Origin of the sequence: Streptomyces sp. NPDC002044, from assembly GCF_040296725.1 — a bacterium.
GTDB lineage: Bacteria > Actinomycetota > Actinomycetes > Streptomycetales > Streptomycetaceae > Streptomyces > Streptomyces antarcticus.
Genome location: NZ_JBEOXU010000030.1, coordinates 1 through 26,537 on the forward strand (window position 1 = coordinate 1; position 26,537 = coordinate 26,537).

22 protein-coding genes and 1 pseudogene are annotated in these 26,537 nt (G+C 73.2%); 12 read left to right on the forward strand and 11 right to left on the reverse strand.

The window, feature by feature from the left end; all coding sequences use genetic code 11:
• The 7 genes and pseudogenes from ABT106_RS10795 to pssA form a co-directional block, all read left to right on the forward strand.
• Positions 1-159: pseudogene (locus tag ABT106_RS10795) on the forward strand (crotonyl-CoA carboxylase/reductase); the annotation flags it as partial.
• A 31-nt stretch (positions 160-190) separates the two neighbouring features.
• Complete coding sequence (locus tag ABT106_RS10800) at positions 191-2,269, forward strand: ethylmalonyl-CoA mutase (RefSeq protein WP_351275178.1); 2,079 nt, start codon at positions 191-193, stop codon at positions 2,267-2,269.
• Positions 2,266-3,240 (forward strand): HpcH/HpaI aldolase/citrate lyase family protein, encoded by a 975-nt coding sequence (locus ABT106_RS10805; protein WP_351275180.1) that lies wholly within the window; start codon positions 2,266-2,268, stop codon positions 3,238-3,240. The genes ABT106_RS10800 and ABT106_RS10805 overlap by 4 nt, the downstream gene beginning before the upstream one ends.
• A gap of 16 nt (positions 3,241-3,256) precedes the next feature.
• Positions 3,257-3,769, forward strand: a complete 513-nt coding sequence (locus ABT106_RS10810) for a MaoC family dehydratase (protein WP_267720681.1) — start codon at positions 3,257-3,259, stop codon at positions 3,767-3,769.
• 2 nt (positions 3,770-3,771) lie between these two features.
• Positions 3,772-4,977, forward strand: a complete 1,206-nt coding sequence (locus ABT106_RS10815) for an acyl-CoA dehydrogenase family protein (protein ID WP_267720682.1) — start codon at positions 3,772-3,774, stop codon at positions 4,975-4,977.
• Positions 4,978-5,163: 186 nt separating this feature from the next.
• Entirely contained in the window at positions 5,164-5,820 is a 657-nt protein-coding gene (locus tag ABT106_RS10820) for a phosphatidylserine decarboxylase (protein ID WP_351275183.1), read from the forward strand.
• Positions 5,807-6,664 carry a CDP-diacylglycerol--serine O-phosphatidyltransferase gene (gene pssA, locus ABT106_RS10825; protein ID WP_351275185.1) on the forward strand — a complete coding sequence of 286 codons (858 nt, stop codon included), beginning with the start codon at positions 5,807-5,809 and terminating at the stop codon, positions 6,662-6,664. Before ABT106_RS10820 ends, pssA begins: the two co-directional genes overlap by 14 nt.
• A 256-nt stretch (positions 6,665-6,920) precedes the next feature.
• Here pssA and ABT106_RS10830 read toward each other — a convergent pair whose 3' ends face one another.
• From ABT106_RS10830 to ABT106_RS10850, 5 genes are all read right to left on the reverse strand, one after another.
• The gene (locus tag ABT106_RS10830) at positions 6,921-8,213 is read right to left on the reverse strand and encodes an ABC transporter substrate-binding protein (RefSeq protein ID WP_351275187.1); all 1,293 of its coding nucleotides are present in this window, start codon (positions 8,211-8,213) and stop codon (positions 6,921-6,923) included.
• Positions 8,210-9,250 carry a branched-chain amino acid ABC transporter permease gene (locus ABT106_RS10835; RefSeq protein WP_351275262.1) on the reverse strand — a complete coding sequence of 347 codons (1,041 nt, stop codon included), beginning with the start codon at positions 9,248-9,250 and terminating at the stop codon, positions 8,210-8,212. Before ABT106_RS10835 ends, ABT106_RS10830 begins: the two co-directional genes overlap by 4 nt.
• A 214-nt stretch (positions 9,251-9,464) precedes the next feature.
• Positions 9,465-10,355 carry a branched-chain amino acid ABC transporter permease gene (locus ABT106_RS10840; protein ID WP_351275189.1) on the reverse strand — a complete coding sequence of 297 codons (891 nt, stop codon included), beginning with the start codon at positions 10,353-10,355 and terminating at the stop codon, positions 9,465-9,467.
• Complete coding sequence (locus ABT106_RS10845) at positions 10,352-11,167, reverse strand: ABC transporter ATP-binding protein (RefSeq protein ID WP_502979298.1); 816 nt, start codon at positions 11,165-11,167, stop codon at positions 10,352-10,354. The genes ABT106_RS10840 and ABT106_RS10845 overlap by 4 nt, the downstream gene beginning before the upstream one ends.
• The gene (locus ABT106_RS10850; RefSeq protein ID WP_351275193.1) at positions 11,155-11,943 is read right to left on the reverse strand and encodes an ABC transporter ATP-binding protein; all 789 of its coding nucleotides are present in this window, start codon (positions 11,941-11,943) and stop codon (positions 11,155-11,157) included. Before ABT106_RS10850 ends, ABT106_RS10845 begins: the two co-directional genes overlap by 13 nt.
• A gap of 183 nt (positions 11,944-12,126) precedes the next feature.
• Between ABT106_RS10850 and ABT106_RS10855 the strand changes: the two genes are divergently transcribed.
• The 3 genes from ABT106_RS10855 to ABT106_RS10865 all read left to right on the forward strand — a co-directional run bounded on the left by ABT106_RS10855 (position 12,127) and on the right by ABT106_RS10865 (position 15,587).
• Positions 12,127-13,332 (forward strand): PucR family transcriptional regulator, encoded by a 1,206-nt coding sequence (locus ABT106_RS10855; RefSeq protein ID WP_351275195.1) that lies wholly within the window; start codon positions 12,127-12,129, stop codon positions 13,330-13,332.
• 239 nt (positions 13,333-13,571) lie between these two features.
• Positions 13,572-15,056, forward strand: coding sequence for a DNA-3-methyladenine glycosylase 2 family protein (locus ABT106_RS10860; protein ID WP_351275197.1), 1,485 nt, complete (start codon positions 13,572-13,574; stop codon positions 15,054-15,056).
• Between the two features lie 15 nt (positions 15,057-15,071).
• Entirely contained in the window at positions 15,072-15,587 is a 516-nt protein-coding gene (locus ABT106_RS10865; RefSeq protein ID WP_351275199.1) for a methylated-DNA--[protein]-cysteine S-methyltransferase, read from the forward strand.
• Positions 15,588-15,606: 19 nt separating this feature from the next.
• Here ABT106_RS10865 and ABT106_RS10870 read toward each other — a convergent pair whose 3' ends face one another.
• The 3 genes from ABT106_RS10870 to ABT106_RS10880 all read right to left on the reverse strand — a co-directional run bounded on the left by ABT106_RS10870 (position 15,607) and on the right by ABT106_RS10880 (position 17,064).
• Entirely contained in the window at positions 15,607-15,981 is a 375-nt protein-coding gene (locus ABT106_RS10870; protein ID WP_351275201.1) for a VOC family protein, read from the reverse strand.
• 37 nt (positions 15,982-16,018) lie between these two features.
• Positions 16,019-16,447 (reverse strand): hypothetical protein, encoded by a 429-nt coding sequence (locus ABT106_RS10875; RefSeq protein WP_351275203.1) that lies wholly within the window; start codon positions 16,445-16,447, stop codon positions 16,019-16,021.
• A gap of 116 nt (positions 16,448-16,563) precedes the next feature.
• Positions 16,564-17,064 carry an NUDIX domain-containing protein gene (locus ABT106_RS10880; RefSeq protein WP_351275205.1) on the reverse strand — a complete coding sequence of 167 codons (501 nt, stop codon included), beginning with the start codon at positions 17,062-17,064 and terminating at the stop codon, positions 16,564-16,566.
• 541 nt (positions 17,065-17,605) lie between these two features.
• Between ABT106_RS10880 and ABT106_RS10885 the strand changes: the two genes are divergently transcribed.
• Positions 17,606-18,754: a glycerate kinase gene (locus ABT106_RS10885; RefSeq protein ID WP_351275207.1), complete on the forward strand. Its 1,149-nt coding sequence runs from the start codon at positions 17,606-17,608 to the stop codon at positions 18,752-18,754.
• Between the two features lie 222 nt (positions 18,755-18,976).
• Positions 18,977-21,820 carry a SpoIIE family protein phosphatase gene (locus ABT106_RS10890; RefSeq protein ID WP_351275209.1) on the forward strand — a complete coding sequence of 948 codons (2,844 nt, stop codon included), beginning with the start codon at positions 18,977-18,979 and terminating at the stop codon, positions 21,818-21,820.
• A gap of 121 nt (positions 21,821-21,941) precedes the next feature.
• Here the strand turns inward: ABT106_RS10890 and ABT106_RS10895 are convergent, their stop codons facing one another.
• The 3 genes from ABT106_RS10895 to ABT106_RS10905 form a co-directional block, all read right to left on the reverse strand.
• Positions 21,942-23,999: a SpoIIE family protein phosphatase gene (locus tag ABT106_RS10895; RefSeq protein WP_351275211.1), complete on the reverse strand. Its 2,058-nt coding sequence runs from the start codon at positions 23,997-23,999 to the stop codon at positions 21,942-21,944.
• Positions 24,000-24,141: 142 nt separating this feature from the next.
• Positions 24,142-25,560, reverse strand: a complete 1,419-nt coding sequence (locus ABT106_RS10900) for a phytoene desaturase family protein (RefSeq protein WP_351275213.1) — start codon at positions 25,558-25,560, stop codon at positions 24,142-24,144.
• Between the two features lie 67 nt (positions 25,561-25,627).
• Positions 25,628-26,452 (reverse strand): inositol monophosphatase family protein, encoded by an 825-nt coding sequence (locus tag ABT106_RS10905; protein WP_351275215.1) that lies wholly within the window; start codon positions 26,450-26,452, stop codon positions 25,628-25,630.
• Positions 26,453-26,537 lie beyond the last annotated feature (85 nt).

Consider the following 26,537-nt stretch of genomic DNA (forward strand, 5'->3'; position numbering starts at 1 on the left):
CTGGAAGAGACCGGCCAGGCCGCCTACGACGTCCACCGCAACCTCCACCAGGGCAAGGTCGGCGTCCTCGCCCTGGCCCCCGAAGAGGGCCTGGGCGTGCGCGACCACGAGATGCGCGCGACGCACCTCGACGCCATCAACCGCTTCCGCAACGTCTGAGACGCCTCAAAGGCCAAAGGGACAGCCTGAGATGACAGAGCGCCAGAAGGACCGTCCGTGGCTCATGCGGACGTACGCCGGCCACTCCACGGCCGAGGCGTCCAATGAGCTCTACCGCCGCAACCTCGCCAAGGGCCAGACCGGCCTGTCGGTCGCGTTCGACCTGCCGACGCAGACCGGCTACGACCCGGACCACATCCTCGCCCGCGGCGAGGTGGGCCGGGTCGGGGTCCCGGTCTCCCATCTGGGCGACATGCGGCGGCTGTTCCAGGACATCCCCCTGGAGCAGATGAACACCTCGATGACGATCAACGCCACCGCCATGTGGCTGCTGGCGCTCTACCAGGTGGCCGCCGAGGAGCAGGGAGCGGACATCTCCCAGCTCCAGGGCACCACCCAGAACGACATCGTCAAGGAGTACCTCTCGCGCGGGACGCACGTCTTCCCGCCGGGACCGTCCCTCCGCCTGACGACGGACATGATCGCTTACACGGTCAACCACATCCCGAAGTGGAACCCGATCAACATCTGCAGCTACCACCTGCAGGAGGCCGGGGCCACCCCGGTCCAGGAGATCTCGTACGCGATGTCCACGGCCATCGCCGTGCTGGACTCGGTGCGCGATTCGGGCCAGGTGCCCGAGGAGCGGTTCGGCGAGGTCGTCGCCCGGATCTCCTTCTTCGTGAACGCGGGCGTCCGCTTCATCGAGGAGATGTGCAAGATGCGCGCCTTCGGCCGCATCTGGGACAAGATCACCCGCGAGCGCTACGGCATCGAGAACGACAAGCAGCGCCGCTTCCGGTACGGCGTCCAGGTCAACTCCCTCGGCCTGACCGAGGCCCAGCCGGAGAACAACGTCCAGCGCATCGTGCTGGAGATGCTGGCCGTCACCCTCTCCAAGGACGCCCGCGCCCGCGCCGTGCAGCTGCCCGCCTGGAACGAGGCGCTGGGGCTGCCCCGGCCGTGGGACCAGCAGTGGTCGCTGCGCATCCAGCAGGTCCTGGCGCACGAGAGCGACCTGCTGGAGTACGAGGACATCTTCGAGGGATCGCACGTCATCGAGGCGAAGGTCGAGTCCCTGGTCGCCGAGTGCCTGTCCGAGATCGACCGGATCCAGGAGATGGGCGGCGCGATGGCGGCCGTCGAGTCCGGCTACCTGAAGTCCCAGCTGGTCTCCTCGCACGCCGAGCGGCGGGCCCGGATCGAGGCCGGCGAGGACAAGATCGTCGGGGTCAACTGCTTCCGGCAGACGGAGGAGAACCCGCTCACCTCCGACCTGGACGGCGCCATCATGACCGTCGACGGGGCCGTGGAGGCCCAGATCGTCGAGCGGATCGGGCGCTGGCGGGCCGAGCGCCAGGAGTCCTCGGACCGGCAGGGCAACGGCGACCCGTTCGTCTTCCCGACGGTCCGCCAGGCCCTGGACCGGCTGAAGGACGCCGCGGCCGGCACCGAGAACCTGATGGAGGCCACCCTGGAGTGCGCCCGCGCCGGCGTCACCACCGGCGAGTGGTCGATCGCCCTGCGCGAGGTGTTCGGAGAGTTCCGCGCGCCGACCGGGGTCTCCTCGGCCCCGGTGGCGGTCACCGCCGAGGCGGGCACGCCGATGGCCCTCGTCCGCGAGAAGGTCTCCCGTACGGCCGACGAGCTCGGCGCGGGCCGGCTGCGCCTGCTGGTGGGCAAGCCGGGACTGGACGGGCACTCCAACGGCGCCGAGCAGATCGCCGTCCGGGCCCGCGACGCGGGCTTCGAGGTGGTCTACCAGGGCATCCGGCTGACACCCGAGGAGATCTCCTCGGCGGCGCTGGCGGAGGACGTCCACTGCGTGGGACTGTCCATCCTGTCCGGCTCGCACTGCGCGCTCGTCCCGGATGTCCTGGAACGGCTCCGCGCGGCGGGGGCGGGTGACATCCCCGTCATCGTCGGAGGCATCATTCCGAACGCCGACGCCGTGACGCTGAAGGCGGCCGGAGTCGCCGCCGTGTTCACGCCGAAGGACTTCGGCATCACGGAGATCATCGGACGTATCGTCGACGAGATCCGCAAGGCCAACAAGCTCGAGCCCCTCATCAGCACCGACATCGTTGCAAGCACGGAGGTCCCCGCATGACCACGCCGATCCACCCGGTGAACCGTCTCCGCCCGCGCCGCTCCTGCCTCGCGGTCCCGGGGTCGAACCCGCGCTTCCTGGAGAAGGCCCAGGGCCTGCCGGCCGACCAGGTCTTCCTGGACCTGGAGGACGCCTGCGCGCCGCTCGCCAAGGAGGGCGCCCGCCACACGATCGTGGACGCGCTGAACAACGGCGACTGGACGGGCAAGACCCGGGTCGTGCGCGTCAACGACTGGACCACCCACTGGACGTACCGCGACGTGATCACCGTCGTCGAGGGCGCGGGCCAGAACCTCGACTGCATCATGCTGCCGAAGGTCCAGGACGCCCAGCAGATCGTGGCCCTGGACCTGCTCCTGACCCAGATCGAGAAGACGATGGGCTTCGAGGTCGGCAAGATCGGCATCGAGGCGCAGATCGAGAACGCCAAGGGCCTGGTGAACGTCGACGAGATCGCCGCCGCCTCCCCCCGGCTGGAGACGATCATCTTCGGCCCGGCCGACTTCATGGCCTCGATCAACATGAAGACGCTGGTCGTGGGCATGCAGCCGCCCGGATACGGCGCGGACGCCTACCACTACATCCTGATGCGCATCCTGATGGCGGCCCGTACGCACAACCTCCAGGCGATCGACGGCCCCTTCCTCCAGATCCGCGACGTGGACGCCTACCGCGAGGTGGCGGGCCGGGCGGCGGCGCTGGGATTCGACGGCAAGTGGGTGCTGCACCCCGGCCAGGTCGACGCGGCGAACGAGGTCTTCTCCCCCTCGCAGGAGGACTACGACCACGCCGAGCTGATCCTCGACGCGTACGACTGGTGCACCTCCGAGGCCGGCGGCAAGAAGGGCTCGGCGATGCTCGGCGACGAGATGATCGACGAGGCCAGCCGCAAGATGGCCCTGGTCATCGCGGGCAAGGGCCGCGCGGCGGGCATGGAGCGCACCACCAAGTTCGAGATCCCCGTCAACTAGAAAGGCCCTGATCCCGATGCAGTTCGGACGCACGTACGAAGAATTCGAGGTCGGGGCGGTCTACAAGCACTGGCCCGGAAAGACCGTCACCGAGTACGACGACCACCTCTTCTGTCTGCTGACCATGAACCACCACCCGCTCCACATGGACAGCAACTACGCCGAGAACACCACCGACTTCGGCAAGAACGTGGTCGTCGGGAATTACATCTACTCGCTGCTGCTGGGCATGTCCGTCCCGGACGTCTCCGGCAAGGCCATCGCCAACCTGGAGATCGAGTCGCTGCGCCACGTGGCACCGACCTTCCACGGCGACACGCTCTACGGCGAGACCACGGTCCTCGACAAGACCCCGTCGAAGTCGAAGAACGACCGCGGCATCGTCTACGTGGAGACCAAGGGCTACAAGCAGGACGGCACCCTCGTCTGCGTCTTCCGGCGCAAGGTGATGGTCCCGACCGAGACGTACATCAAGGAGCGCGGCGGCGAGCAGCCCGGCCGCCCCACGCTGAAGGAACAGGTGAAGTAGCCATGGCCCGACTCGCCCAGACCGCCGGGCTCACGGACGTCCAGCGGGAGATCCTCAAGACCGTCCGGGAGTTCGTCGACAAGGAGATCATCCCGGTCGCGACGCAGCTGGAGCACCGCGACGAGTACCCGCAGGACATCGTCGACGGCCTCAAGGAGCTCGGCCTGTTCGGCCTGATGATCCCGGAGGAGTACGGCGGCCTGGGTGAGTCCCTCCTCACGTACGCCCTGTGCGTCGAGGAGATAGCGCGGGGCTGGATGTCCGTCTCGGGCATCATCAACACGCACTTCATCGTGGCGTACATGCTCAAGCAGCACGGCACGCAGGAGCAGAAGGACCACTTCCTGCCGCGGATGGCGCTGGGCGAGGTGCGCGGCGCGTTCTCGATGTCCGAGCCGGCGCTCGGCTCCGACGTGTCGGCCATCACGTCCAAGGCGGTGAAGGACGGTGACGAGTACGTCCTGAACGGCCAGAAGATGTGGCTGACGAACGGCGGCACGTCCACTCTGGTGGCCGTTCTCGTCCGGAGTGACGAAGGACACCCCGAGGGCACGGCCCCGCACAAGTCGATGACGACGTTCCTCGTCGAGAAGGAGCCGGGCTTCGGTGAGGTCCGTCCGGGCCTGACGATCCCGGGCAAGATCGACAAGATGGGCTACAAGGGCGTCGACACGACCGAGCTCATCATGGACGGACTGCGCATTCCGGCCAATCGGGTCCTCGGAGGCCAGACCGGCCGAGGGTTTTACCAAATGATGGACGGGGTCGAGGTCGGCCGCGTGAATGTGGCGGCGCGTGGCTGTGGCGTCGCTCAGCGTGCTTTCGAACTCGGCGTGTCATATGCCCAGCAACGTCACACTTTCGGCAAGGCGATCGCCGAGCACCAGGCCATCCAGTTCAAGCTGGCGGAGATGGCTACCAAGGTCGAAGCCGCCCATGCGATGATGGTGAATGCAGCACGCAAAAAGGACTCCGGGGAACGAAACGACCTCGAAGCAGGGATGGCGAAGTACCTCGCCTCCGAATACTGCAAGGAGGTCGTGGAGGACGCCTTCCGTATCCACGGTGGCTACGGCTTCTCGAAGGAGTACGAGATCGAGCGCCTCTACCGCGAGGCTCCGATGCTGCTGATCGGCGAGGGTACCGCCGAGATCCAGAAAATGATCATCGGGCGACGCCTGCTGGAGGAGTACCGGCTCCAGGGCTGAAAGTACCTTTTGCGGCGAATCGTCCATGGGTTCGTCGCAGAAGAGTCACTACCGGTCACTGGCCGACGGCCATCGACTCGGCTTCTGGCTTGCCCAGTTGTTGCGCGCAACCGATAGCATTCCAGTAAAGCCGCCGTCCCGTCCCCCTGTTTGCGGCGCGGCAATCACCCGCTACGAAGGTCATCCATGCCCCACAGCCAAACCTCTGCACCTCGCGACAGCCTCCTTGGCGTACGCCTCGCGCGCGGAGCATCGCCGTGGCTTCTGCCGACCGTCGCCACCGCGGCGCTCAGCCTCACCCGGGCTCGCACGTCCGGGCGCTGGGCCGCGGCGGCCGTGCCCGTCACCGCGCTCGCGGCGGGCATGCTGTGGTTCTTCCGCGACCCCGAGCGTGAGATCACCCAGGGCCGCGTCATCTCGCCCGCCGACGGTGTGGTGCAGAGCATCATGCCGTGGAAGGACGGACGCACCCGCGTCGCGATCTTCATGAGCCCGCTGAACGTCCACGTCAACCGGGCGCCCCTCGCGGGCACGGTGACGTCCGTGGAGCACATCCCCGGCGGATTCGTTCCGGCGTTCAACAAGGAGAGCGAGAACAACGAGCGCGTCGTCTGGCACTTCGACACCGAGCTCGGCGACATCGAGATGGTGCAGATCGCCGGCGCCGTCGCCCGTCGCATCGTGCCCTACCTGCCGGCCGGTACCAAGGTGGAGCAGGGCGAACGCATCGGTCTGATCCGCTTCGGGTCCCGAGTCGACATCTACCTCCCCGAGGGTGTCGAGGTCGCGGTCGAGGTCGGTCAGGCCACCACCGCGGGGGTGACCCGAATTGACCGTGACTGACCCTGAGACTCCCGCCGCCGGCTGGGTTCCGGAGTCCTCCGAGGAGGAGTCCGCCGAAGACGACATGCCGCTCTCGCTGCGGCTGTCGATAGCGGACACCCTCACCCTCGGCAACGCGACGTGCGGATTCATGGCGGTGTACTTCACCACCACCGGAATCCTCATCCCGCACCTGACCGGCAGCAACGAGTCGGGCATGGCCCGTCACAGCGCCGCGACGGCAGTGATACTGATGCTGCTCGCCGCGGTCTTCGACCTCTTCGACGGCATCGTGGCCCGCAAGCTGCGCAGCTCGCCGATGGGCGCCGAGCTGGACAACCTGTCCGACCTGATCAGCTTCGGCCTGGCTCCCGCGTACTTCGTGCTCGTCTACGGCATGGTCGCCGACGACGCGCACCAGAAGATGTCGGCGCTGGCCGCGATCGTGGTGCTCCTGGCCGTGGTGCTCAGGCTCGCGAGATTCAGCTGTGTGACGTTGAAGGACGGCATGTTCCAGGGCATGCCGAGCCCCTTCGGCGCGCTCACGGTCGTCTCGATCGTGCTGCTGGAGCTGCCGTTCGTCCCGACGCTGCTGGCGATCATCGGGGTGGCCTGGCTGATGGTGAGCCGGGTCGAGTACCCCAAGCCGCGGGGTGTCCTCGCGGTGGCGATGCTGAGCTGGATCGTCGGTGCGATGGGCCTGCTGGCGGCCTGGGCGTTCGACGCCCCGGGCGGCCAGCTGCTGCTCCAGACGGGCTGCGCCCTGCAGATCGCGCTGGCGGCGACCATCCCGCTGTTCGCGACCACCCGGAGGGCCAACACCTTCCGGCACAACCGCCGCGAGGCGCGGGCCACCCAGCCGTAGCGCTGTGCTCGACGTGTGAGAGGGCCCCGGATGCCAGACGGCATCCGGGGCCCTTTTGTCGTACGGCCCACCGGCGCGGCGTACGCGGCGCCGGGGATCCGGGACCGTACACCGCCCCAGGCGCCCCCCGCCCCCCCTCCCGGCCGCGGAGGACGCCACGGGCCGGGGAGGGCCCGTACGGGCCCTGCGAAGGCCGGGAGGGGGTGTGTGAGGGCTCCCCGGCCACACGGCCGGGGAGGTACGGGTACGGGGGTGGTCAGCCCGCCGGGGTGTACTTCTCCGCCGCCGGGACGACCCCGGCCTCCTTGACCACCTTCAGACCGCCCGGGGTCTTCTCGTCCGGCTTCATGATCACGCTCTGCCGGGTCGAGGGGGCCTTCGGGTCGGAGAAGTCGTGCGTGATCCCGAAGCCGCCGTCGTAGGTCTTCAGGGTCAGCAGCGCCTTGCCGACGCCCTCCCGGGTGAGGTCCTTGCCGGCGCAGGCCGTCTTCAGCGCCTCTCCGTAGACGCCCGCGGCCGAGTACCCGGCCACCACGCCGTTGTCGAGGGCCGCGCCCGGGTACTCCGCCTTGTAGGCCGCGGCGAGGGCCGCCGGTCCGGGTTCGGTGGAGCCGATGGGGAGCGTGGACGCGGCGACGTAGTAGTCCTTCTGCAGGGCCGCGCCCGCCGGGGTGGCGAGCAGCTGGGGCGAGAACGCGGAGTTGTTGCCGACCACCGGGACGTTCCAGCCACCGGCCGCGGCGACGCCGACGAGCGAGGCCGCCTGCCGGGGTCCGGCGCTGATCACGACGGCCTTGACCCCGGCCTGCTTGAGGGCCGCGACCTGCGCGGACATGTCGTTGTCGGTGGGCTTGATCTTCTGCTCCACGACGGTCAGCCCGGCCTCCGCGGCCGCGTGCTTGGCCCCCGCCAGGGCGTTCTCGCCGTAGTCCCCCTCGAAGTAGACCTGCCCGATCTTGTCGCCGGAGGCGATCCGCTTCTGTTCGAGGAGGTAGCCGATCAGGTTGACCGTCTCGATGTCGTACGTGGCGCCGACCGTGCGGACGTACGGGCTGCCCAGCAGCGACGCGGACCACGCCTGCGGGATGACCAGGCCCTTGTCCTGGCCGTCGACGCGGTCCTCGACGGCGGCGACGAACGGGGACCCGATGAACTGGGCGAAGCCGAGCACCTCGGGCTCCAGCTCCGTGTAGCCGGCGAGTGCCTTCTGCGGGTCGTAGCCGTGGTCGCGGACCGTCAGCTCCAGCTGCCGGCCGCAGATGCCGCCGGCGGCGTTGGCCTGCTTGACCCACAGCTGCTGGGCCTGGGTGACGCTCTTGCCGAGGGAGGCGTAGACGCCGGTCATGTCGGTGAGGGCGCCGAGCCGGATGGCGGTGGCGGAGACGCCCTTGCCGGTCTTGAGGCCGTCCTCTCCCTGCTTGTCACCGGCGCCGCCGCCCGCCTTTGCGCTGCATCCGGCGGCGCCGGTGAGGACGAGGGCGGCCGCGAGGGCCGCCGGTGCGAGTCGCGCGCGCTTGCGGGGGCGGGCGGTCGTACGGGCTCTGGTCACGCTGGCTCCTTCGGGGGGCGTGCGGGCTGGGAGGGGCGCAGGCGGGCCAGGCCGCCGGGGAGGAACAGGACCACCGCGACGACGGCCGCGCCGTACAGGTAGCGGGACGCCTCGCCCGGGGACACGCCGCCGCTGCCGGGGGCGGTGACCAGGGGCAGGGCGTCGCTGTACCGGGTGAGCAGCTGGGGCAGCAGGGAGACGAAGGCCGCGCCGACGACGGCGCCGGCGACGGTCCCGAGGCCGCCGATCACGATCATGGCGAGGTACTCGAGGGACAGGACCATGCCGAAGTAGTCGGGGACCGTCCGCTGGAAGACCAGGGCGAGCAGGACCCCGGCGAGGCCGGCGTACATGGAGGACAGGACGAACACGGCGGCGCGGTGGCGGGCCACGGGCACGCCCATCACCCCGGCGGCGATGCTGTGGTCCCGGATGGCGTTCAGGGCCCGGCCGGGGCGGCCGCGCAGGACGCCGCGGGCGAACAGGGCGCAGCACAGGAGCGCGGCGAGGGCCACGTACCAGAGCTTCTCGGCGGACTGGAAGGGGACGGCCGCGATCACGGTCTCGGTGTCGTCGAAGGTGACGCCGAGGAGGGACAGCGGCTCGACGGGGCGGCCGTTGAAACCGCCGGTGAGGGCGGTGGCGTTGAACAGCACGTGCTGGCCGATGAAGATCAGGGCGAGGGTGGCGATGCCGAGGTAGGCGCCGCGCAGGCGGCCGGCGATGGGGCTGAAGAGGCCCCCGGCGGCGCCCGCGAGGGCGACGGCGAGGACGGCGGCGAGCCAGCTCGGCAGGCCCAGCCCGATCAGCTGGTGGCCGCCGGAGCGGCCGCCCTCGCCGGCCAGGACGCAGTAGCCGTACGCGCCGACGGCCAGGAAGAAGGCGTGCCCCATGGACAGCTGCCCGGTGGATCCGGTGAGCAGGTTGAGGCCGATGGCGCCGATGGCGGCGGCGATGGCGAACAGGCCGGCCTGGAGCCAGAAGCGGTCCAGGTAGAACGGCAGGGCCAGCAGCACGGCTCCCCCCGCGGCACACAGGGCGTACCGGAGGCGGTACCGCGCCGCCGGGGGCCGGAGCCCGCGGACGGTCGTGCGGCTGCGACCGCCGCCGGGCTGCGCGGGGACCCGGCCGGAGGTGGTGGTGGGCCCGGCGGGCGCCCCGGGGCCCGGCGCGGCGGCGGGCGTCGTGGGGGCCGCGGGCCCGGCCGGGCCGGTGGGGGCGCCCTGCGGGCCGGGTACCGCGGTCTCGTGCTCAGACACGGGCGGGCTCCTTCGTTCCGAAGAGGCCGGCCGGGCGCAGCAACAGGACCGCGACCATGACGAGGTACGGGGCGAGATCCCCGATGCCGCGGCCGAGGAAGGCGAGCTGGCTCTGGTACCCGGTGGCCATGGCCTCGGTGACGCCGACGATCAGACCGCCCGCGAGGGCTCCGGTGGTGGAGTCGAGGCCGCCGAGGATGGCGGCGGGGAAGGCTTTGAGGGCGGCCAGCGAGGTGGCCCGTTCCAGGCCGGGGGTGGGGAAGACGGTCAGGAAGAGCGCGGCCACGGCGGCCAGGGCCCCGGCGACCGCCCAGGCGGCGAGGGAGACCCGGCCCAGCCGGACGCCCATCAGGGCGGCGGTCTCCGGCTTCTCGGCGGCGGCCCGCATGGCGACCCCCCAGGCGGTGTACCGGAAGACCAGCAGGAACGCGCCGATCAGGACGGTGGCGGAGACGAGGGCGGCGATCCGGGTCTGCGGGAGGGTGACCGGGCCGAGGTGGACGACGGCGTCGCCCCACGGGTCGCCGAGCGCGAGGACGTCCGTACCGATCCGTCGGGTGAGGTCGGTGGTGATCAGGATGTCCACGCCGATGGTGACGATGGCCAGGACGCTCTGGTCCTGGCCCCGGTAGCGCCGCATCACGAGGAACTCCACCGCGGCGCCGACCGCGGCGGCCGAGGCGATGCCGACGACGAGGGCGGGCCAGAAGCCGATGTCGTCGTGGAGGACGGCCGTCACCCACCCGCCGGCGAGAAGGAGGGAGGCGTGGGCGAAGTTCACGACCTCGGTGGCCTTGAAGATGATGACGAAGCCGAGGGCGATCAGCGCGTACACGGAGCCCATGGACAGGCCGCCGAGCAGCAGTTCCAGGAAGGTGGTCACGCGGCCGGTTCCTCCTCGCCCAGGTAGGCGCGCACGACCGCGGGGTCGCTCTGCACCTGGGCGGGTGTCCCGCCGCCGATCCGTTTTCCGAAGTCGAGTACGGTCACCGCGTCCGCGAGCCGCATCACCACCCCCATGTCGTGTTCGACCAGCACGATCGATATGCCGAGGCCGTCCCGGACGCCCGCGACGACGGCGGCGGTGCGCTGCCGTTCGTCCGCGGTCATCCCGGCGACCGGTTCGTCCAGGAGCAGCAGCCGGGGCTCCATGCACAGGGCCCGGGCGAGCTCCACGAGTTTCTGTTTGCCGTACGGGAGGGAGCCCGCGGGGGCGGCCAGGTCGGCTTCCAGGCCGACGAAGGCGGCGATCTCGCGGACCCGTTCGCGGTGGCGCCGGTCCTCGCGGGCGGCGGACGGCAGCCGCAGGCCGCTGGCGAGGAAACCGGACCGCATCAGCCGGTGGCGGCCGAGGAGCAGGCTGTCGGCGACCGTGGTGTGCGGGGGCAGCGCCAGGTTCTGGAAGGTGCGGGCGATGCCGAGGGCGGCGACCGCGTGCGGGGCGAGGCCGGTGAGTTCGCTGTCCCCGAAGCGGACGCTGCCGGAGGCGGCCCGGTAGACCCCGGAGAGCACGTTGAAGCAGGTGGACTTGCCGGCGCCGTTGGGGCCGATGACGGCGTGGACGCTGCCCGGCTCGACGGTGAAGGAGACCGCGTCGAGGGCGGTCAGGCCGGCGAAGCGGACGGTGACGTCGCTGACGGTGAGCGGCGGGGGCCCCGCCTGCTGCGGCGTCTCGGGCGCGGTCACGCCGACCACCTCGCCAGCGGGCGGGTCGCCGCAGGGGGCGGGGCCGCCTCGTCCGTGATGCCGAGGTAACGGCGGCGGACCTCGTCGGAGGCGGCCAGCTCGGCCGCCGGTCCGGACAGGGTGACCTCGCCGACCTCCAGGACGTACGCGTGGGAGGCGAGCCGCAGCGCGAGGGCGGCGTTCTGCTCCACCAGGAGCACCGAGGTGCCCGAGGCGTTGATCTCGGTGATCGTCTCGGCGATGGTGGCGGCCATCTTCGGCGCGAGCCCCAGCGAGGGCTCGTCGAGGAGCAGCAGCCGGGGCCGGGCCATGAGTGCCCGGCCCAGTGCCAGCATCTGCTGCTCGCCGCCCGAGAGCAGCCCGGCGCGCTGCCGGGAGCGCCCGGCGAGGACCGGGAACAGCTCGTGGACGCGGGCCAGCGAGCGGGCGGTGTCGGCGCGGGAGCCGGCCCGGGAGCCGAGGGCTCCGGCCCGCAGGTTGTCCGCGACCGTCATCCGGGCGAACACCTGCCGCCCCTCGGGGACCTGCACCACCCCGGCGGCCACCGCGCGGGCCGGGGAGATCCCGTCCAGCGCCCTGCCGTCGAAGGTGACGCTCCCGCCGGTCACGGCGCCCCGGTGGAAGGCCAGCGTCCGGGACACCGCCCGGAGCAGGGTCGTCTTTCCCGCGCCGTTCCCGCCGAGTACGACGACGACGGCGCCCTCGGGCACGTCGAGCGACACGTCGCGCAGCGCCCGTACCGGCCCGTAGCCGACGGACAGAGCGCGCACTTGGAGCGAAGCCACATGCCCTCCTTTCTTCGACGTTGTGCTGGCGCACAGACCAGCACCGGGCGGGACGGGCGTCCACGGCCGCAAGCGCAATCGCTGCGGATGACCAGCCGGGGGCGGGGTGGCGTTGTGCAGTGGCACAGACCTGTCGACGCGGCCCCTTACGGCGGCGGCCGGGGGGTGACATCCTCGGCGGCCATGGGCGGACGCAGGGCGCGCACGGAAGCGGAATGGTCGGTACTGCTGGCGGCGGCCGAGGTACTGCTGGAGCGCGTTCCGGCGCTGACGGAACGGCTGATCGGCGATCTGGCGAAGCACTCGCCGCTGTTCGACCTGGCGGTGCCGCGCGACGAGCACTGGCAGCAGGTGTCCGAGGCGATGCGGTACGGCATCGAGGCGTTCGCCGCGCGCCGCTGCGACCCGCGCAAGGACCTGGCGTACGCGCAGGAGCTGGGGCGCAGGCGCGCCGAACAGGGCCTGCCGCTCGACCTGTTGCTGTACGCGTACCGGCGCGCGGGCCGTCTGACCTGGGACGCGCTGCTGGACATCGTCACGGAGGACACGCCCGACGCCCTGCCGGTCCTGGCGCGGACGGCGGGCGCGATGTGGGCCGGGATCGAGCAGCAGGCGGCGGCCACGGCGGAGGCTTACCGGGCGGGTGAGCTGGAGCTGCGGCGGCGCTGTGACGAGCGGGTGCAGGCGCTGCTGGACGCGTTGCTGGAGGGCACCGCGGCGCCGGGCCTCGCGGCGCGCGCGGCGGCCGGCCTGGACCTGCCGGAGCAGGGGCGGTACGCGGTGGTCGTGCTCCCGGTGGACCGGCGGGACTCGGTGCACCGGGTGGCGGCGGCGGGCGGGATGCGGATGTTCTGGCGGATGCGGGCGGAACTGGAGCTGGCGGTGGTGTCCCTCGGGGAGTCCTCGCTCGACGAGTTGTACGGGGAGCTCGCCGACCGGTGCCCGGGCCCGGGCGGGATCAGCCCGGTGGTGGAGGGCCTGGCGGAGCTGGGCCGGGCGCGGCGGCTGGCGGAGACGGCACTGCGCACGTGCGCGCCGGACGACCGGACCCTGGTGCGCCTCGCGGACCGGCTGCCGGCCGCTCTGGTGGTGCGCCAGCCCGAGCTGGCGGGGGAACTGGTCCAGGCGGTGCTGGGCCCGCTCCTGGAGCTGGACCCGGCGGACCGGGCGGTGCTGCTGGAGACGCTGGACGCCTGGCTCGCGGCCGAGGGCTCGGCGGGGCGGGCGGCGACCCGGCTGTACTGCCACCGCAACACGGTGTTCAACCGGCTGCGGCGGCTGGAGCACCTCACGTCCCGCTCCCTGTCGCGCCCGCACGACCTGATCGCCCTGACCCTGGCCCGGGACGCCCACCGGCTGGCGGCGGGCCCGGCTCCGGCGGGCGGGTGACCAGGCGGGCGGGTGACCAGGCGGGCGGGTGACCAGGGGGCGGCGGGCCCCGGGCACGGGCGGGCCGCGGCGGTAGCCGGACCGGCCGCGGTAGCCGGACCGGCCGCGGAGGCTGCCGTGGCGGCGGCGTGCGGGAGCGCGGTGGAGCCCTCCACCGGGACCGGTGACCCGCCAGGCCGCGTAGTCTCGATGTCGGAAAACCGCCAGCCGACCTCTCCCCGTACGGGGATCCTGGACTCATGCACACCGACACCGAGCGCTGCGTCAGAGCCGTGCGGTCGAAGGACGCCCGCTTCGACGGATGGTTCTTCACCGCCGTCCTGACCACCCGGATCTACTGCCGGCCGAGTTGCCCCGCCGTACCGCCCAAGGTCGCGAACATGACCTTCCTGCCCAGTGCCGCCGCCTGCCAGCAGGCCGGTTTCCGCGCCTGCAAGCGGTGCCGGCCCGATTCCAGCCCGGGGTCGCCCGAGTGGAACGCCCGCGCCGATGCCGTGGCCCGCGCGATGCGGCTCATCCAGGACGGGGTCGTCGACCGCGAGGGCGTGCCCGGTCTCGCCACCCGCCTCGGCTACTCGACCCGCCAGGTGGAACGGCAGCTGAACGCCGAGCTCGGCGCGGGCCCGCTCGCCCTGGCCCGGGCGCAGCGCGCGCAGACCGCCCGGCTGCTCATCGAGACCTCCGAACTCCCCATGGGCGACGTGGCCTTCGCCTCCGGGTTCTCCTCGATCCGCACGTTCAACGACACCGTGCGCGAGGTCTTCGCCCTCTCCCCCAGTGACCTGCGGGAGCGCGCGGCGAAGGCGAGCCGCCGGCCCGACGCGCAGCCCCGCCTCCCCGGGACGATCAGCCTGCGGCTGCCGTTCCGCGCCCCCCTCAATCCCGACAACCTGTTCGGACACCTCGCCGCGACCGCGGTGCCCGGGGTCGAGGAGTGGCGCGACGGGGCCTACCGGCGCACCCTGCGCCTGCCGTACGGCACGGGTGTGGTGGCGCTGGCCCCGCGGCCCGACCACATCGCCTGCCGGCTGGCCCTGACCGACCTGCGCGACCTCACCATCGCGATCAGCCGCTGCCGCTGGATGCTCGACCTGGACGCGGACCCGGAGGCGGTGGACGGGCAGTTGCGCTCCGATCCGCTGCTGGCTCCGCTGGTGGACAAGGCTCCGGGGCGCCGGGTTCCCCGTACGGTCGACGCGGCGGAGTTCGCCGTACGGGCCGTGCTCGGGCAGCAGGTGTCCACGGCCGCGGCGCGCACACACGCGGCCCGGCTCGTGACCGCGCACGGCGAACGCGTCGAAGACCCGCACGGCGGGCTGACGCACCTCTTCCCGTCCCCGGAGGCGCTGGCCGGGCTGGACCCGGAGACGCTGGCCCTGCCGCGCAGCCGGCGTGCCACGCTCACCACCCTGGTCGCGGCACTGGCCGACGGCTCGCTGCCGCTCGGCATCGACAGCGACTGGGACGCGGCCCGCGCCCGGCTCTCGGCGCTGCCCGGCTTCGGGCCGTGGACCACCGAGGTGATCGCGATGCGGGCGCTCGGCGACCCGGACGCGTTCCTCGCCTCCGACCTCGGCGTCCGGCGGGCCGCGCGGGGCCTGGGGCTGCCGTCCACCCCGGCGGCGCTGACCGCCCGGGCGGCCGGCTGGCGGCCCTGGCGTGCCTACGCCGTCCAGTACCTGTGGGCCACCGACGACCACCCCGTCAACCACCTCCCCGCCTGAAAGGCGCGTACGACCATGAACCCCAGCAGCACCAGCGGCAAGCAGCACACCGTTGTCGACAGCCCGTACGGACCGCTCACCCTGGTCGCGTCGGACGGCGTCCTCAGCGGCCTGTACATGACGGAGCAGCGGCACCGGCCGGCGGAGGAGTCGTTCGGTGAGCGGGTCGCCGCCGGTGAGGAGCCCTTCCCCGAGGTGGTGCGGCAGCTGGCCGCGTACTTCGCCGGCGAGCTCACCGCGTTCGACCTGCCGCTCCGGCTGGAGGGCACCGCCTTCCAGCGCAGCGTGTGGGACCAGCTCGTCCGCATCCCCTACGGCGAGACCTGGTCGTACGGGCGGCTGGCGGACCGGCTCGGCAAGCCGAACGCCTCCCGCGCGGTCGGCCTGGCCAACGGAAAGAACCCGATCGGGATCATCGTCCCCTGCCACCGGGTGATCGGGGCCTCGGGCGGCATGACGGGCTACGGCGGCGGTCTGGAGCGCAAGGTCCGGCTGCTGGACTTCGAGTCGGGAGCGGGCCGGCTGGTCTAGGGGGTGTCGGGACGCGTCGTCAGGCGGGTCGGATCCGGGTCCGCAGGAGGCAGAACTCGTTGCCCTCCGGGTCGGCCAGGACGTGCCAGGTCTCGGTGCCGCTCTGGCCGACGTCGGCGGGCCGGGCGCCGAGCGCGAGCAGCCTCTCCAGCTCGGCGTCCTGGTCGCGGTCGGTGGCGCTGACGTCGAGGTGCAGGGGGAGCTTCCCCGGTCGCGGGGAGCTGCTGGGGCTGAGGACGAGGGTGGGCCGCGGGCCGTCGTCGGGCGGGCCGATCTCGATGCTCCCGTCGTCCTCCCGGCCGAGCTCCACGTAGCCGAGGACCTCGTTCCAGAACGCGGCGAGCCGCTCGGGGTCGGCGGCGTCGAGGACCAGCTCACTGATGCGGCATGCCATGTCCGTGAGTGTACGAAAGGCGGCCGGCCGGCTCCGCTCAGACGACGGCGAGCGGGATCAGCAGGGCGAAGGCGGCGCCCGCCTCCACGGCGTACGCGTAGAGCGAGGGGTGCTGGACGGGGGCGGCGAGCAGGACCACGCTCTGCTGGACGGCGGCCGCCTCGACCCAGTCGGGTTCGGCGCCGAGCCCGCCCTCGTACCAGCCCTCGCAGGAGCCCGGTCCGGTGACGGCGAGGAAGTCGTCCTCACGGCGGTAGAGGGCCTGCCATCCGGGGGCGGGGACGGACCAGCCCTCGAAGTCGGTGAACTGGGCCCAGCCGCCGTCGCGTATCGCGGAGTCGAACAGCCAGACCGGCGTCCCCTCGGGGGTGACCTCGGCGCCGGCCTGTTCGTCGGTCGTGAAGTGGACCATGGGGAGGGCGTCCGGGCCGTCGGCGGTGCTGGGCCAGGCGTACATCGTGATCATCTGCTGAATCGTGTCCTGGTCGAAGGGGGCGCGGTGTCGCCGGGCGGCGCGGGCGGGCCTGCGGGGGCTCCGGATGACGTCTCCGGGCGTCGGGCTCCGGGCGGGCCCGGGTCGTCCTAGCCGGCTGCCGGCCGCAGGCCGTTCTCCAGCTCCGCGGCGCCTTCGCCCGACTGGAGGACACGGTGGGCCTCCGTGGTGCGCAGGCCGAGGGATCCGGGCAGGTACGCGGTCAGCTCGGCGGGGTCGACCAGCCGCCAGGAGAGGAGTTCTTCTTCCTGGAGGGTGACGGAGGCCAGCTGCCCGGCGTCCAGCACCCCGCCGTCGTAGACGTACGCGACGAGCGGCGGGCGGCCCGCGCCGAGGGTCCAGTCCACCGCGAGCAGCCGGCCCAGCGGCACGTCGATGCCGATCTCCTCGGCGCTCTCGCGGCGGGCGGCCGTACGCGGCGACTCACCGCGGTCCGACTCGATGGTGCCGCCCGGAAGGGTCCAGCCGGCACGGTAGTTGGGCTCGACGAGCAGCACCCGGCCCTCCGCGTCGCGGTAGAGGGCGGCGGCTCCGGCCAGCACCCGGGGCAGGCTCGCGATGTAGGTGGCGTAGTCATCGGTGGTGGTCACGACGCCACCCTACCCACGCGGCCCGAGCGGGTGGAGGCCCCCTCCCGAAGGGCGCCATTGCGGATCAATCGGTCACCGGCCCGCGGCGGAGGCGGAACCGCATCCTCCGCGCCGGCCGCGGCAGAGTCGGAACCACACCCTCCGTACCGCCCGCGTCCGTTCACACCTCCGGGGACCCCGCATCGCCTCCGTCCTCGCGGTCGCGGCCCCTGGAGTCGGCGACGCGCCGCAGCCGCGGGTGGCGAACTTCAGGCCGCCCGCGACGAGCAGCACGGCGGCGACCGCGGCCATCAGGATCCCCCGGGGGACGACGCTGCGGTCGGGCGCGGCGTCCACCGGGCCGGCGGATGCCCCGCCCGGGACATCCGGACGTGACTGTTCCAGCGATTCCGCGCTCATACGGCCCCACTATGTGGGCTTGTATACCTCTTTGGGACAATGGTGCGCCGGGTGTGGCCCAGGCCACCCATGGGCATAGGAGGATCCTCCGGATAGGCTCATGGCGGCGCGACTGCACTGTTCGATAGCAAGGGAATGGCAAGTGACGGACGGAGCAGTAACTGAGGCCGCGCGCGTGCTCATCGCCGCGGACAAATTCAAGGGTTCGCTCACGGCCGTGCAGGTCGCGGAGCGGGTGACGGCCGGCCTTCGCAAGGCCGTACCGGGCGTGGAGATCGAGACCCTCCCCGTCGCGGACGGCGGCGACGGTACGGTCGCGGCCGCCGTGGCGGCCGGTTTCGAACGCCGGGAGGTACGGGTCACCGGGCCCCTCGGTGACCAGGTCACGGCCGCTTTCGCGCTGCGCGACGGCACCGCGGTGGTCGAGATGGCGGAAGCCTCCGGGCTGCAGCTGCTGCCGGCGGGCACCTTCGCGGCGCTGACCGCGACCACGTACGGCTCGGGCGAGCTGCTCAAGGCCGCCCTGGACGCGGGCGCCCGCTCGATCGTCTTCGGCGTGGGCGGCAGCGCCACCACCGACGGCGGGGCCGGCATGCTGGCCGCGCTGGGCGCGGTGTTCCTGGATGCGAACGGCGAACCGGTCGGCCCGGGCGGCGGCGCGCTGGCCTCGCTGGCCTCCGCGGACCTGTCCGGGGTGGACCCGCGCTTCGCCGACGTGGACTTCGTCCTCGCCAGCGACGTGGACAACCCGCTGACGGGCCCCAAGGGCGCGCCCGCGGTCTACGGCCCGCAGAAGGGCGCCTCCGCGCAGGACGTGGCGGCCCTCGACGCGGCGCTGACCCACTTCGCGGTGGTGCTGGAGAAGTCGATCGGCGCGAAGGCCGCCGAGTGCGCGGTGCTCCCGGGCGCGGGCGGCGCCGGTGGCATCGGCTACGGAGCGCTGCTGCTCGGCGCGACGTTCCGCCCCGGTATCGAACTGATGCTGGAGGTGCTGGGCTTCGCTACGGCGCTGGAGCGGGCCACGGTGGTCATCACCGGCGAAGGCTCACTGGACGAGCAGACCCTGCACGGCAAGGCCCCGGCGGGCGTGGCGGCAGCCGCGCGCGCGGCGGGCAAGCCGGTGGTCGCGGTCTGCGGGCGCCTGCTGCTGAGCCAGGAGGCCCTGGAGGCGGCCGGCATCCGCCGGGCGTACCCGCTGACGGACCTGGAGCCCGACCCGGCCAAGTCCATCCCGAACGCGGGCCCCCTGCTGGAGCGGGTCGCGGCGCGCATCGCCGCCGACATCCTCTGACGGACCCGGTTTCCGCGGACCGGCGTACCGGTCCCCGGCTCGGTGGCCGGGGGCCCGGGCCCCTTCGGGGGTCCGGGCCCCCGGCCGTTCCCGGGCCGGAGCCCGCGCGGGCCCGTACGGGGGCGGCCCCGGCGCCGCCTGAGGACCCGGCGCGGGTGCCGTGCGGCCGCGGGTGTCCCCGCAGCCACCGCCAAACCACCGCGACAGTGTTAGAAATGGCTCATGACCGGACGTAAGGGTCGCCAGCCGACCGGGTGGGGTGCGCGGCTGCTCGCGCGCCTGACCCTGGGCGCGCGCAGTGTGGCCGGTCAGGTCTTCGCCCTGCAGGCGGTCATCGTGCTGCTGCTGATCACCGCCGCCTCGGTGGCCCTGGTGGTCCAGGCCCGCTTCGACAGCCAGCGCGACGCCCGCCACCGCTCGCTCGCGGCCGCCGAGGCGTTCGCGCACGCTCCCGGCCTGCCCGAGGCACTGAGGGCGCCGAACCCGACGCTCGGGCTCCAGCCGCTGGCCGAGGCCGCCCGCCGGGCCTCGGGGATCGACTTCATCGCCGTCATGGACACCTCCGGGATCCGCTACACCGACTCGCGGCCCGAGCTGATCGGCCGGCGCGCCACCGGCGACCTCTCGCGCGCCGCCGCCGGGCAGTCGTTCACCGAGTCCTTCGAGGGAGCGCCCAGCGACGCGGTCCGGGCCGTGGTGCCCGTACGGGACGCGCGGGGCGCCGTCGTGGGCCTGGTCAGCACCGGCATCGAGGTGGAGAACGTCTCCGAGGTCGTCGAGGACCAGCTCCCGCTGCTCCTGGGCGCCGCCGTCTGCGCCCTGCTGCTCGGCACCGGCAGCGCCGCGCTCGTCAGCCGCCGGCTGCGCCGCCAGACGCACGGCCTGGGCGCCGCCGAGATGAACCGGATGAACGAGCACCACGAGGCGGTCCTGCACGCCGTGCGCGAGGGCGTGCTCATCATCGGCGCCGACGGCCGGCTGATCCTCGCCAACGACGAGGCCCGCCGCCTCCTGAACCTGCCCGCGGACTCCGAGCAGCTCCACGTCACCGGCCTCGGCCTCGACCCGCGCACCACCGAACTGCTCGTCTCCGGACGGGTCGCCACGGACGAGGTCCACCTCGCCGGCGACCGGCTGCTCGCCGTCAACGTACGGCCCACCGAGCCGTACGCGGGCCGGCCCTCCGGCAGCGTCATGACCCTGCGCGACACCACCGAGCTGGCCGCGCTCTCGGGCCGGGCCGAGGTGGCCCGGGAGCGGCTGCAGCTGCTGTACGACGCCGGGGTGCGGATCGGCACGACCCTGGACGTGGTGCGGACCGCCGAGGAGCTGTCGGAGGTGGCCGTGCCGCGCTTCGCCGACTTCGTCACCGTGGAGCTGCTGGAGCCGGTGCTGCGCGGGGACGAGCCCGGCCGCGCCGACGGCGTGTACACCGAGATGCGCCGGGCGGCGATGACCGGTGTACGCACCGACCAGCCGCTCCAGCCGGTCGGCGACGTCATCCGCTTCGTGGTGTCGACGGCCCCGATGTCGGCGGCGCTGAGCGCCGGGCACGCGGTGCTCGCGGCCGATCTGAACGCCACCATGGGGTGGCGGGCCCAGGACCCTGCCGGGACCCGGGTGGCCCTCGACTACGGGCTGCATTCGCTGATCTCCGTACCGCTCCAGGCGCGGGGGGTGGTCCTGGGCATGGCCAACTTCTGGCGGGCCGCCGACACCCCGGAGGCGTTCGACGAGGAGGACCTGTCGTTCGCCGAGGAGCTCGGGGCGCGCGCGGCCGTCTCCATCGACAACGCCCGCCGCTACACGCGGGAGCACGCGACGGCCGTGACGCTCCAGCGGAGCCTGCTGCCCCGGGTGCTGCCCGACCAGACGGCCGTGGACGCGGCTTTCCGCTACCTGCCGGCGACGGCGGGGGTGGGCGGGGACTGGTTCGACGTGATCCCGTTGCCCGGGGCCCGGGTGGCGCTGGTCGTCGGGGACGTCGTCGGGCACGGGGTGCACGCGGCGGCCACGATGGGCCGGCTGCGGACCGCGGTGCACAACTTCTCCACCCTGGACCTGCCCCCCGACGAACTGCTCGGGCACCTGGACGAGCTGATCAACCGGATCGACCAGAGCGAGACCCGTCCGGGCCCGGCCGACGTCCCCGGCGGCGGCTCCGACGGAACCTTCGCCGGACCCGGACCCGGCGAAGGCGACGGCGGGACGGAGTTCCTCGAGGAGCCCGCCGCCGTCACCGGCGCCACCTGCCTGTACGCCGTCTACGACCCCGTCTCCGGCCGGTGCGTGATGGCGAGCGCCGGTCACCCCGGGCCCGCCCTGGTCCACCCCGACGGGCGCGTGGAGTTCCCCGAGCTGCCGGCCGGTCTCCCCCTCGGTGTCGGCGGCATGCCCTTCGAGGCCACCGAACTCCGGCTGCCCGAGGGGACCCGGCTCGCGCTGTTCACCGACGGCCTGGTCGAGGACCGCGACCGGGACTTCGACACCGGGCTGCGCCTGCTCGCCGAGGCCCTGTCCCGGCCGGGCCGGAGCCCCGACCAGGCGTGCGCCGACGTGCTCGGCGCGATGCTGTTCCCGGTGCCGAGCGACGACATCGCCCTGCTGATCGCCGACACGCGGCGGCTGGAGGCCGGCCGGATCGCCGAGTGGGAGGTGCCCGGGGAGCCGTCGGCCGTGTCGCGGGTGCGCAACGCGGGGTCGGCGCAGCTCACCGCCTGGGGGCTGGAGGAGATCGCCTTCACCACCGAGCTCATCCTCAGCGAGCTGGTCACCAACGCCATCCGGTACGGGAGCGCGCCCGTCCGGGTGCGGCTGCTGCGCGACCGGAGCCTGATCTGCGAGGTCTCCGACGGCAGCAGCACCTCCCCGCACCTGCGGTACGCGGCCACCACCGACGAGGGCGGGCGCGGGCTGTTCCTCGTCGCGCAGTACGCCGACCGGTGGGGCACCCGCTACACCGAGCGCGGCAAGGTGATCTGGGCGGAGCTGCCGCTGACCGGCGGCGCGGAACCCCCGGCGCCGGCGCCGCTGGACCTGGACGCCCTGGAGGACCTGGCCTGGTGACGCGGGCCGTGGTGGCCGCCGCCCGGGCCGTCCGCGTCACCGACCGCAGGCGGTCACCGGTCACCGGTCACACCGCGCCGCTCACGGTCGCACGGGCACGGTCACGGGCACCCGGGCAGAATCACACGGGCAGGGTGCGCGCCAGCAGCACCGCCACGTCGTCCTGCGGGGCGCCGGGGAGCAGCTCCGCCAGGATTCCGTCGCACAGCTCCTCCAGGGGCTGCCGCACGTCCCCCAGGGCCAGCGCCAGCTGGTCCATGCCCTGGTCCAGGTCGCGGTCCCGGGCCTCGATGAGGCCGTCGGTGTACAGCGCGAGCAGGGTGCCCGGGGGCAGCCGCACCTCCTCGGTGCGGAAGTCCTGCCCGCCGGTGCCCAGCGGGGTCCCGGGCGGGCCGTCGAGGAAGGTGATCGTCCCGTCCGCGGTGACCACGGCCGGCGGCGGATGGCCCGCGCGGGCGATCTCGCACACCCCGGTCACCGGGTCGTGGACGGCGTACACGCAGGTGGCCATCTCGTCCTCCCCCAGGTCGGCCACCACGGCGTCGAGCGACCGGAGCATCCGCGCCGGGGCCACCTCGTGGCGCGCGAGGGTGCGTACGGCCGTGCGCAGCTGCCCCATGACGGCCGCCGCGTGGATGCCGTGGCCCATGACGTCGCCGATGACCAGACCGGTGCGCCCGCCGGCCAGCCGGATCACGTCGAACCAGTCCCCGCCGACGTCGTGGTCGCTGGCGGGCAGGTAACGCCCGGTGAGCTCCAGACCGGCGACCCGGGGCAGCTCGCTGTTGGTGAGGCTGCGCTGGAGGGTCAGGGCGGCCTGCCGCTGGCGGGTGTACATCCGGGCGTTGTCGATGTTGAGGGCCGCGCGGGCGACCAGCTCGTCGACCAGCACGCAGTCCTCGTCGTCGAACGGCTCCCGCTCCCGGACCCGGGTGACGGCGACGGCGCCGAGCACGGTGCCCCGGGCGACCAGGGGGATCAGGCGGGCGGAGCCGAGGGTCGCGAGGTAGGCGCGCAGGGCCTCGGCGCGCGGGTCCGTGATCAGCGCGGGGACGTCGGAGCGGTAGAGGTTCATGGCCCGCCCGCCCTCGATGACCCGCTCGTAGACCGTGCCCCGGGGGATCTGGAAGGTCTGGCCCGCGGCGAGTTTCGCGGTGGGGGCCGTCGGGTCGGGGAACCGGGCGGCCAGCCGGCGCAGGACGCCGCGCGTGGAGCCGCCGGCGTCGTCCGGTTCGAGTACGGCCTCCAGGAGCTGTACGTCGGCCGAGTCGGCGAGCTGCGGTACCAGGACCTCGACGATCTCCTGGGCGGTCTGCTTCAGGTCCAGTGTGGTCCCGATGCGCGTGCCGGCCTCCGCGAGCAGGGCGAACCGGCCCCGGGCCCGGCCGGCCTCGGCCTGGGCCCACTGGCCCTCGGTGATGTCGATGAGGGAGGCGATCACGCCCAGGGGCCGCCCGCCGCCGTCCAGCAGCGGGGCGTACGAGCAGGACCACGTCCGGTCGTGTCCCGGGTCGGCGGGGGTGCGGCCCGTGCGGCGGACGTCGACGACGGCCGTGCCGCTGTCGAGCACCTGGCGCATCGTCGCCTCCAGCGCGATGGCGTTGACCCCGGGCACCACCTCGGTGAGGCGTTTGCCCAGGTGGTCGGCGGCGGAGACGCCGTTCATCCGGGCCAGCGCGTCGTTGACCCGCAGGAACCGCAGGTCGGGGCCGAGGGTGGCGAGGCCGATGGGCGACTGGGTGAACAGGCTCTGGAGGGCGGCGAGGGAGTCCCGCATGTGCAGGACCTCGGAGGTCTCCACGGCGATCAGCATCGCCCCGGTACGCCCCTGGGGGTCGGCGGCGGGGACGATCCACATCTCCATCGCCACGCGGTGGCCGTCGCGGTGGCGCACGGGCAGGGTCCCGACGACGGTTTCCCCGGCCTGGACGCGGCGGGTCAGCTCGTCGGCCAGGCCGCGGTTGGCTTCGGGAACGAGTACGGAGGTCCCGGGGCGGCCGAGGATGTCCTCGGGGCGGTGCCCGAGCAGGTCCTGGGCGGCGAGGGACCACTCCACGATCCGCCCGTCGGCGTCTTCCCGCCACAGGGCGATGGGCAGCAGCTCGCGGAGCACACCCGCGTACCCGACAGCCGCCGCCGGCTGCTCCGGCACCTCGCTCGTCGACTGGTAAGTGTCCAACGCACCGACCTCACCCGGGGGGCCCGATTCCTTCGATTCACCCTATCCGAGGCGTCGCCGGCGGGCTCTGCGTCGCGGGCGGACGGGCGGCCGGGCGGCAGGGCGGGGCCGGGCGGCGGCCCCGCCCGCCCGGGCCCGCCGCTCAGGATCCCTTGCGCAGGTGGCGCCAGACGGCCTTGGCCGCGTTGTGGCCCGACATGCCGTGCACCCCCGGGCCCGGCGGGGTCGCCGAGGAGCAGAGGAAGACGGCCGGGTGCGCGGTCGTGTACGGGGAGAGGCTGAGCTTGGGGCGCAGCAGGAGCTGGAGTCCGGAGGCGGCGCCGCAGGCGATGTCCCCGCCGACGTAGTTGGCGTTCTTGGCGGCCAGCTGCGGCGGTCCGGCCGTGGCGCGGGCCAGCACCAGGTCGCGGAAGCCGGGTGCGAAGCGCTCCAGCTGGCGTTCGACGGCGTCGGTGAGGTCGCCGTCCCAGCGCGCGGGGACGTGTCCGTACGCCCAGAACACGTGCTTGCCGGCGGGCGCCCGGCCGGGGTCGACGAGGCTGGGCTGCGCGGTGATGAGGAACGGCGTACGGGGGGCCCGGCCGCCCGAGGCCAGCTGGAGGGCGGCGTCGATGTCCCGGCCGCGCGGACCGATCTGCACGGTGCCGGCCCGGCGCGGTTCCTCGGCGGTCCAGGGGACCGGGCCGTCGAGCGCGTAGTCGATCTTGAAGACGGAGGCACCGTACCGGTAGCCGTCGTAGGCGTTGCCCAGGCGGGCGATGCGCGCGAGCGCCGTCGGCGAGGTGTCGAAGACGTACGCGCGGGCCGGCGGCAGCTCGTCGAGGCGTTTGACCTCGACGCCCGTGTGGACGCTCCCGCCGAGGTCGCGCAGGTACGCGGCGAGGGCGTCGGAGATGGACTGGGAGCCGCCGCGCGGCAGCGGCCAGCCGTTCGCGTGCGCGGCCAGGGCGAAGACCAGGCCGACGGCGCCGGTGCCGATCCCGCCGAGGGGGGCGTTGACGTGCGCCACGAGTCCCGCGAACAGGGCGCGCGCGGGCTCGTCGCGGAAGCGCCGCAGCAGCCAGGTGGAGGGCGGCAGCCCGGCCAGCCCGAAGCGGGCGAGCGTGACGGGGTCACGGGGCAGCGCGGTGGCCGGCAGCGACATGAAGTCCCGCGCCAGGGTGTCCCACTTGCCGAGGAACGGCGCGACCAGGCGACGGTAGGTGCCCGCGTCCCGTGGCCCGAAGGAGCCCGCCGTCTCGGCGACGGAGCGGGACAGGACCGCGGCGGTGCCGTCGTCGAAGGGGTGCGCCATGGGCAGCGGGGCGTGCAGCCACTCCAGCCCGTACCGCTTGAGGGGCATCGTGGCGAAGACGGGCGAGCCGATGCCCAGCGGGTGCACGGCCGAACAGGGGTCGTGCCGGAAGCCGGGGAGGGTCAGCTCCTCGGTCCGCGCTCCCCCGCCGATCGAGTCGGCGGCCTCGAAGACGGCCACCGAGAGGCCGCGGCGGGCCAGTTCGACGGCGGCCGTCAGCCCGTTGGGCCCCGCCCCCACCACGACCGCATCGAGAATCGACGACACTTGCGACTCCTTCGTCCGGCGGCGTCTGCGCCACCAGGATATGGCGCCCCTCGGGGCGGCCGGTCCGCTACGCGCCCCGGAGCAGTTCCCGGATGCGTATCGCGGTGGCCTCGTCCCGGCCGACCGCGAAGGGCAGCGCGTTGTCGCGGTCCACCCGGAAGGGCACCCCGTCGACCGTGCTCTGGGAACCGCCCGCCTCGGCGACCAGCAGCAGTCCGGCCGCGTGGTCCCAGGCGGAGGGCCAGGTGAAGGCCAGGCCGTCGATCTCGCCGCGCGCCACCCGCAGGTACTCCAGGCCCGCCGAGCCGCAGGGCCGGGCCGCGACCCCGGGCACCTCGAGCCGGGCCAGCGCCCGCTTGTCCGCCTCGGAGGTGTACAGCGGGTGGGCGGTGGCGACCCGCAGGTCGGTGCCCGGATCGGGCGAACCGCTGTGGACGCGGACACCGTTGACGTACGCCCCCTGCCCGCGGATGGCGGTGGACAGCTCCTCCAGCGCCGGGGCGTAGGTCCAGGAGGCCAGGATCTCGCCGCGGTGGGCGAGCGCGACCAGGGTGCAGAAGGCGGGGTCGCCGTTGACGAACTGGCGGGTGCCGTCGACCGGGTCGACGATCCACACCGGGGCGTCCTCGCGCAGCGCTCCGTACACGGCGGGATCGTCGTGCACGGCCTCCTCGCCGACCACGGCCGAGCCGGGCAGCAGCCGCGTCAGTGAGGCCGTGAGGTGCTCCTCGGCCTGACGGTCCGCGATGGTCACCAGGTCGTGAGGACCGCTCTTCTGGTCGACCTCGTGGTCGGCGAGCTGCCGGAACCTCGGCATGATCTCTATCGCCGCCGCCTTGCGGACGGCTTCTTCGACATCGGACAGGCCACGGGCCAGGAACTCATCGATCATGCCCCCAGCAAAGCACGCCGGACCGACAAACCCCACCGCCGGTTCCGGACGGCCCGCGGGACACCGGGTGGCCGTGCGGTGAACC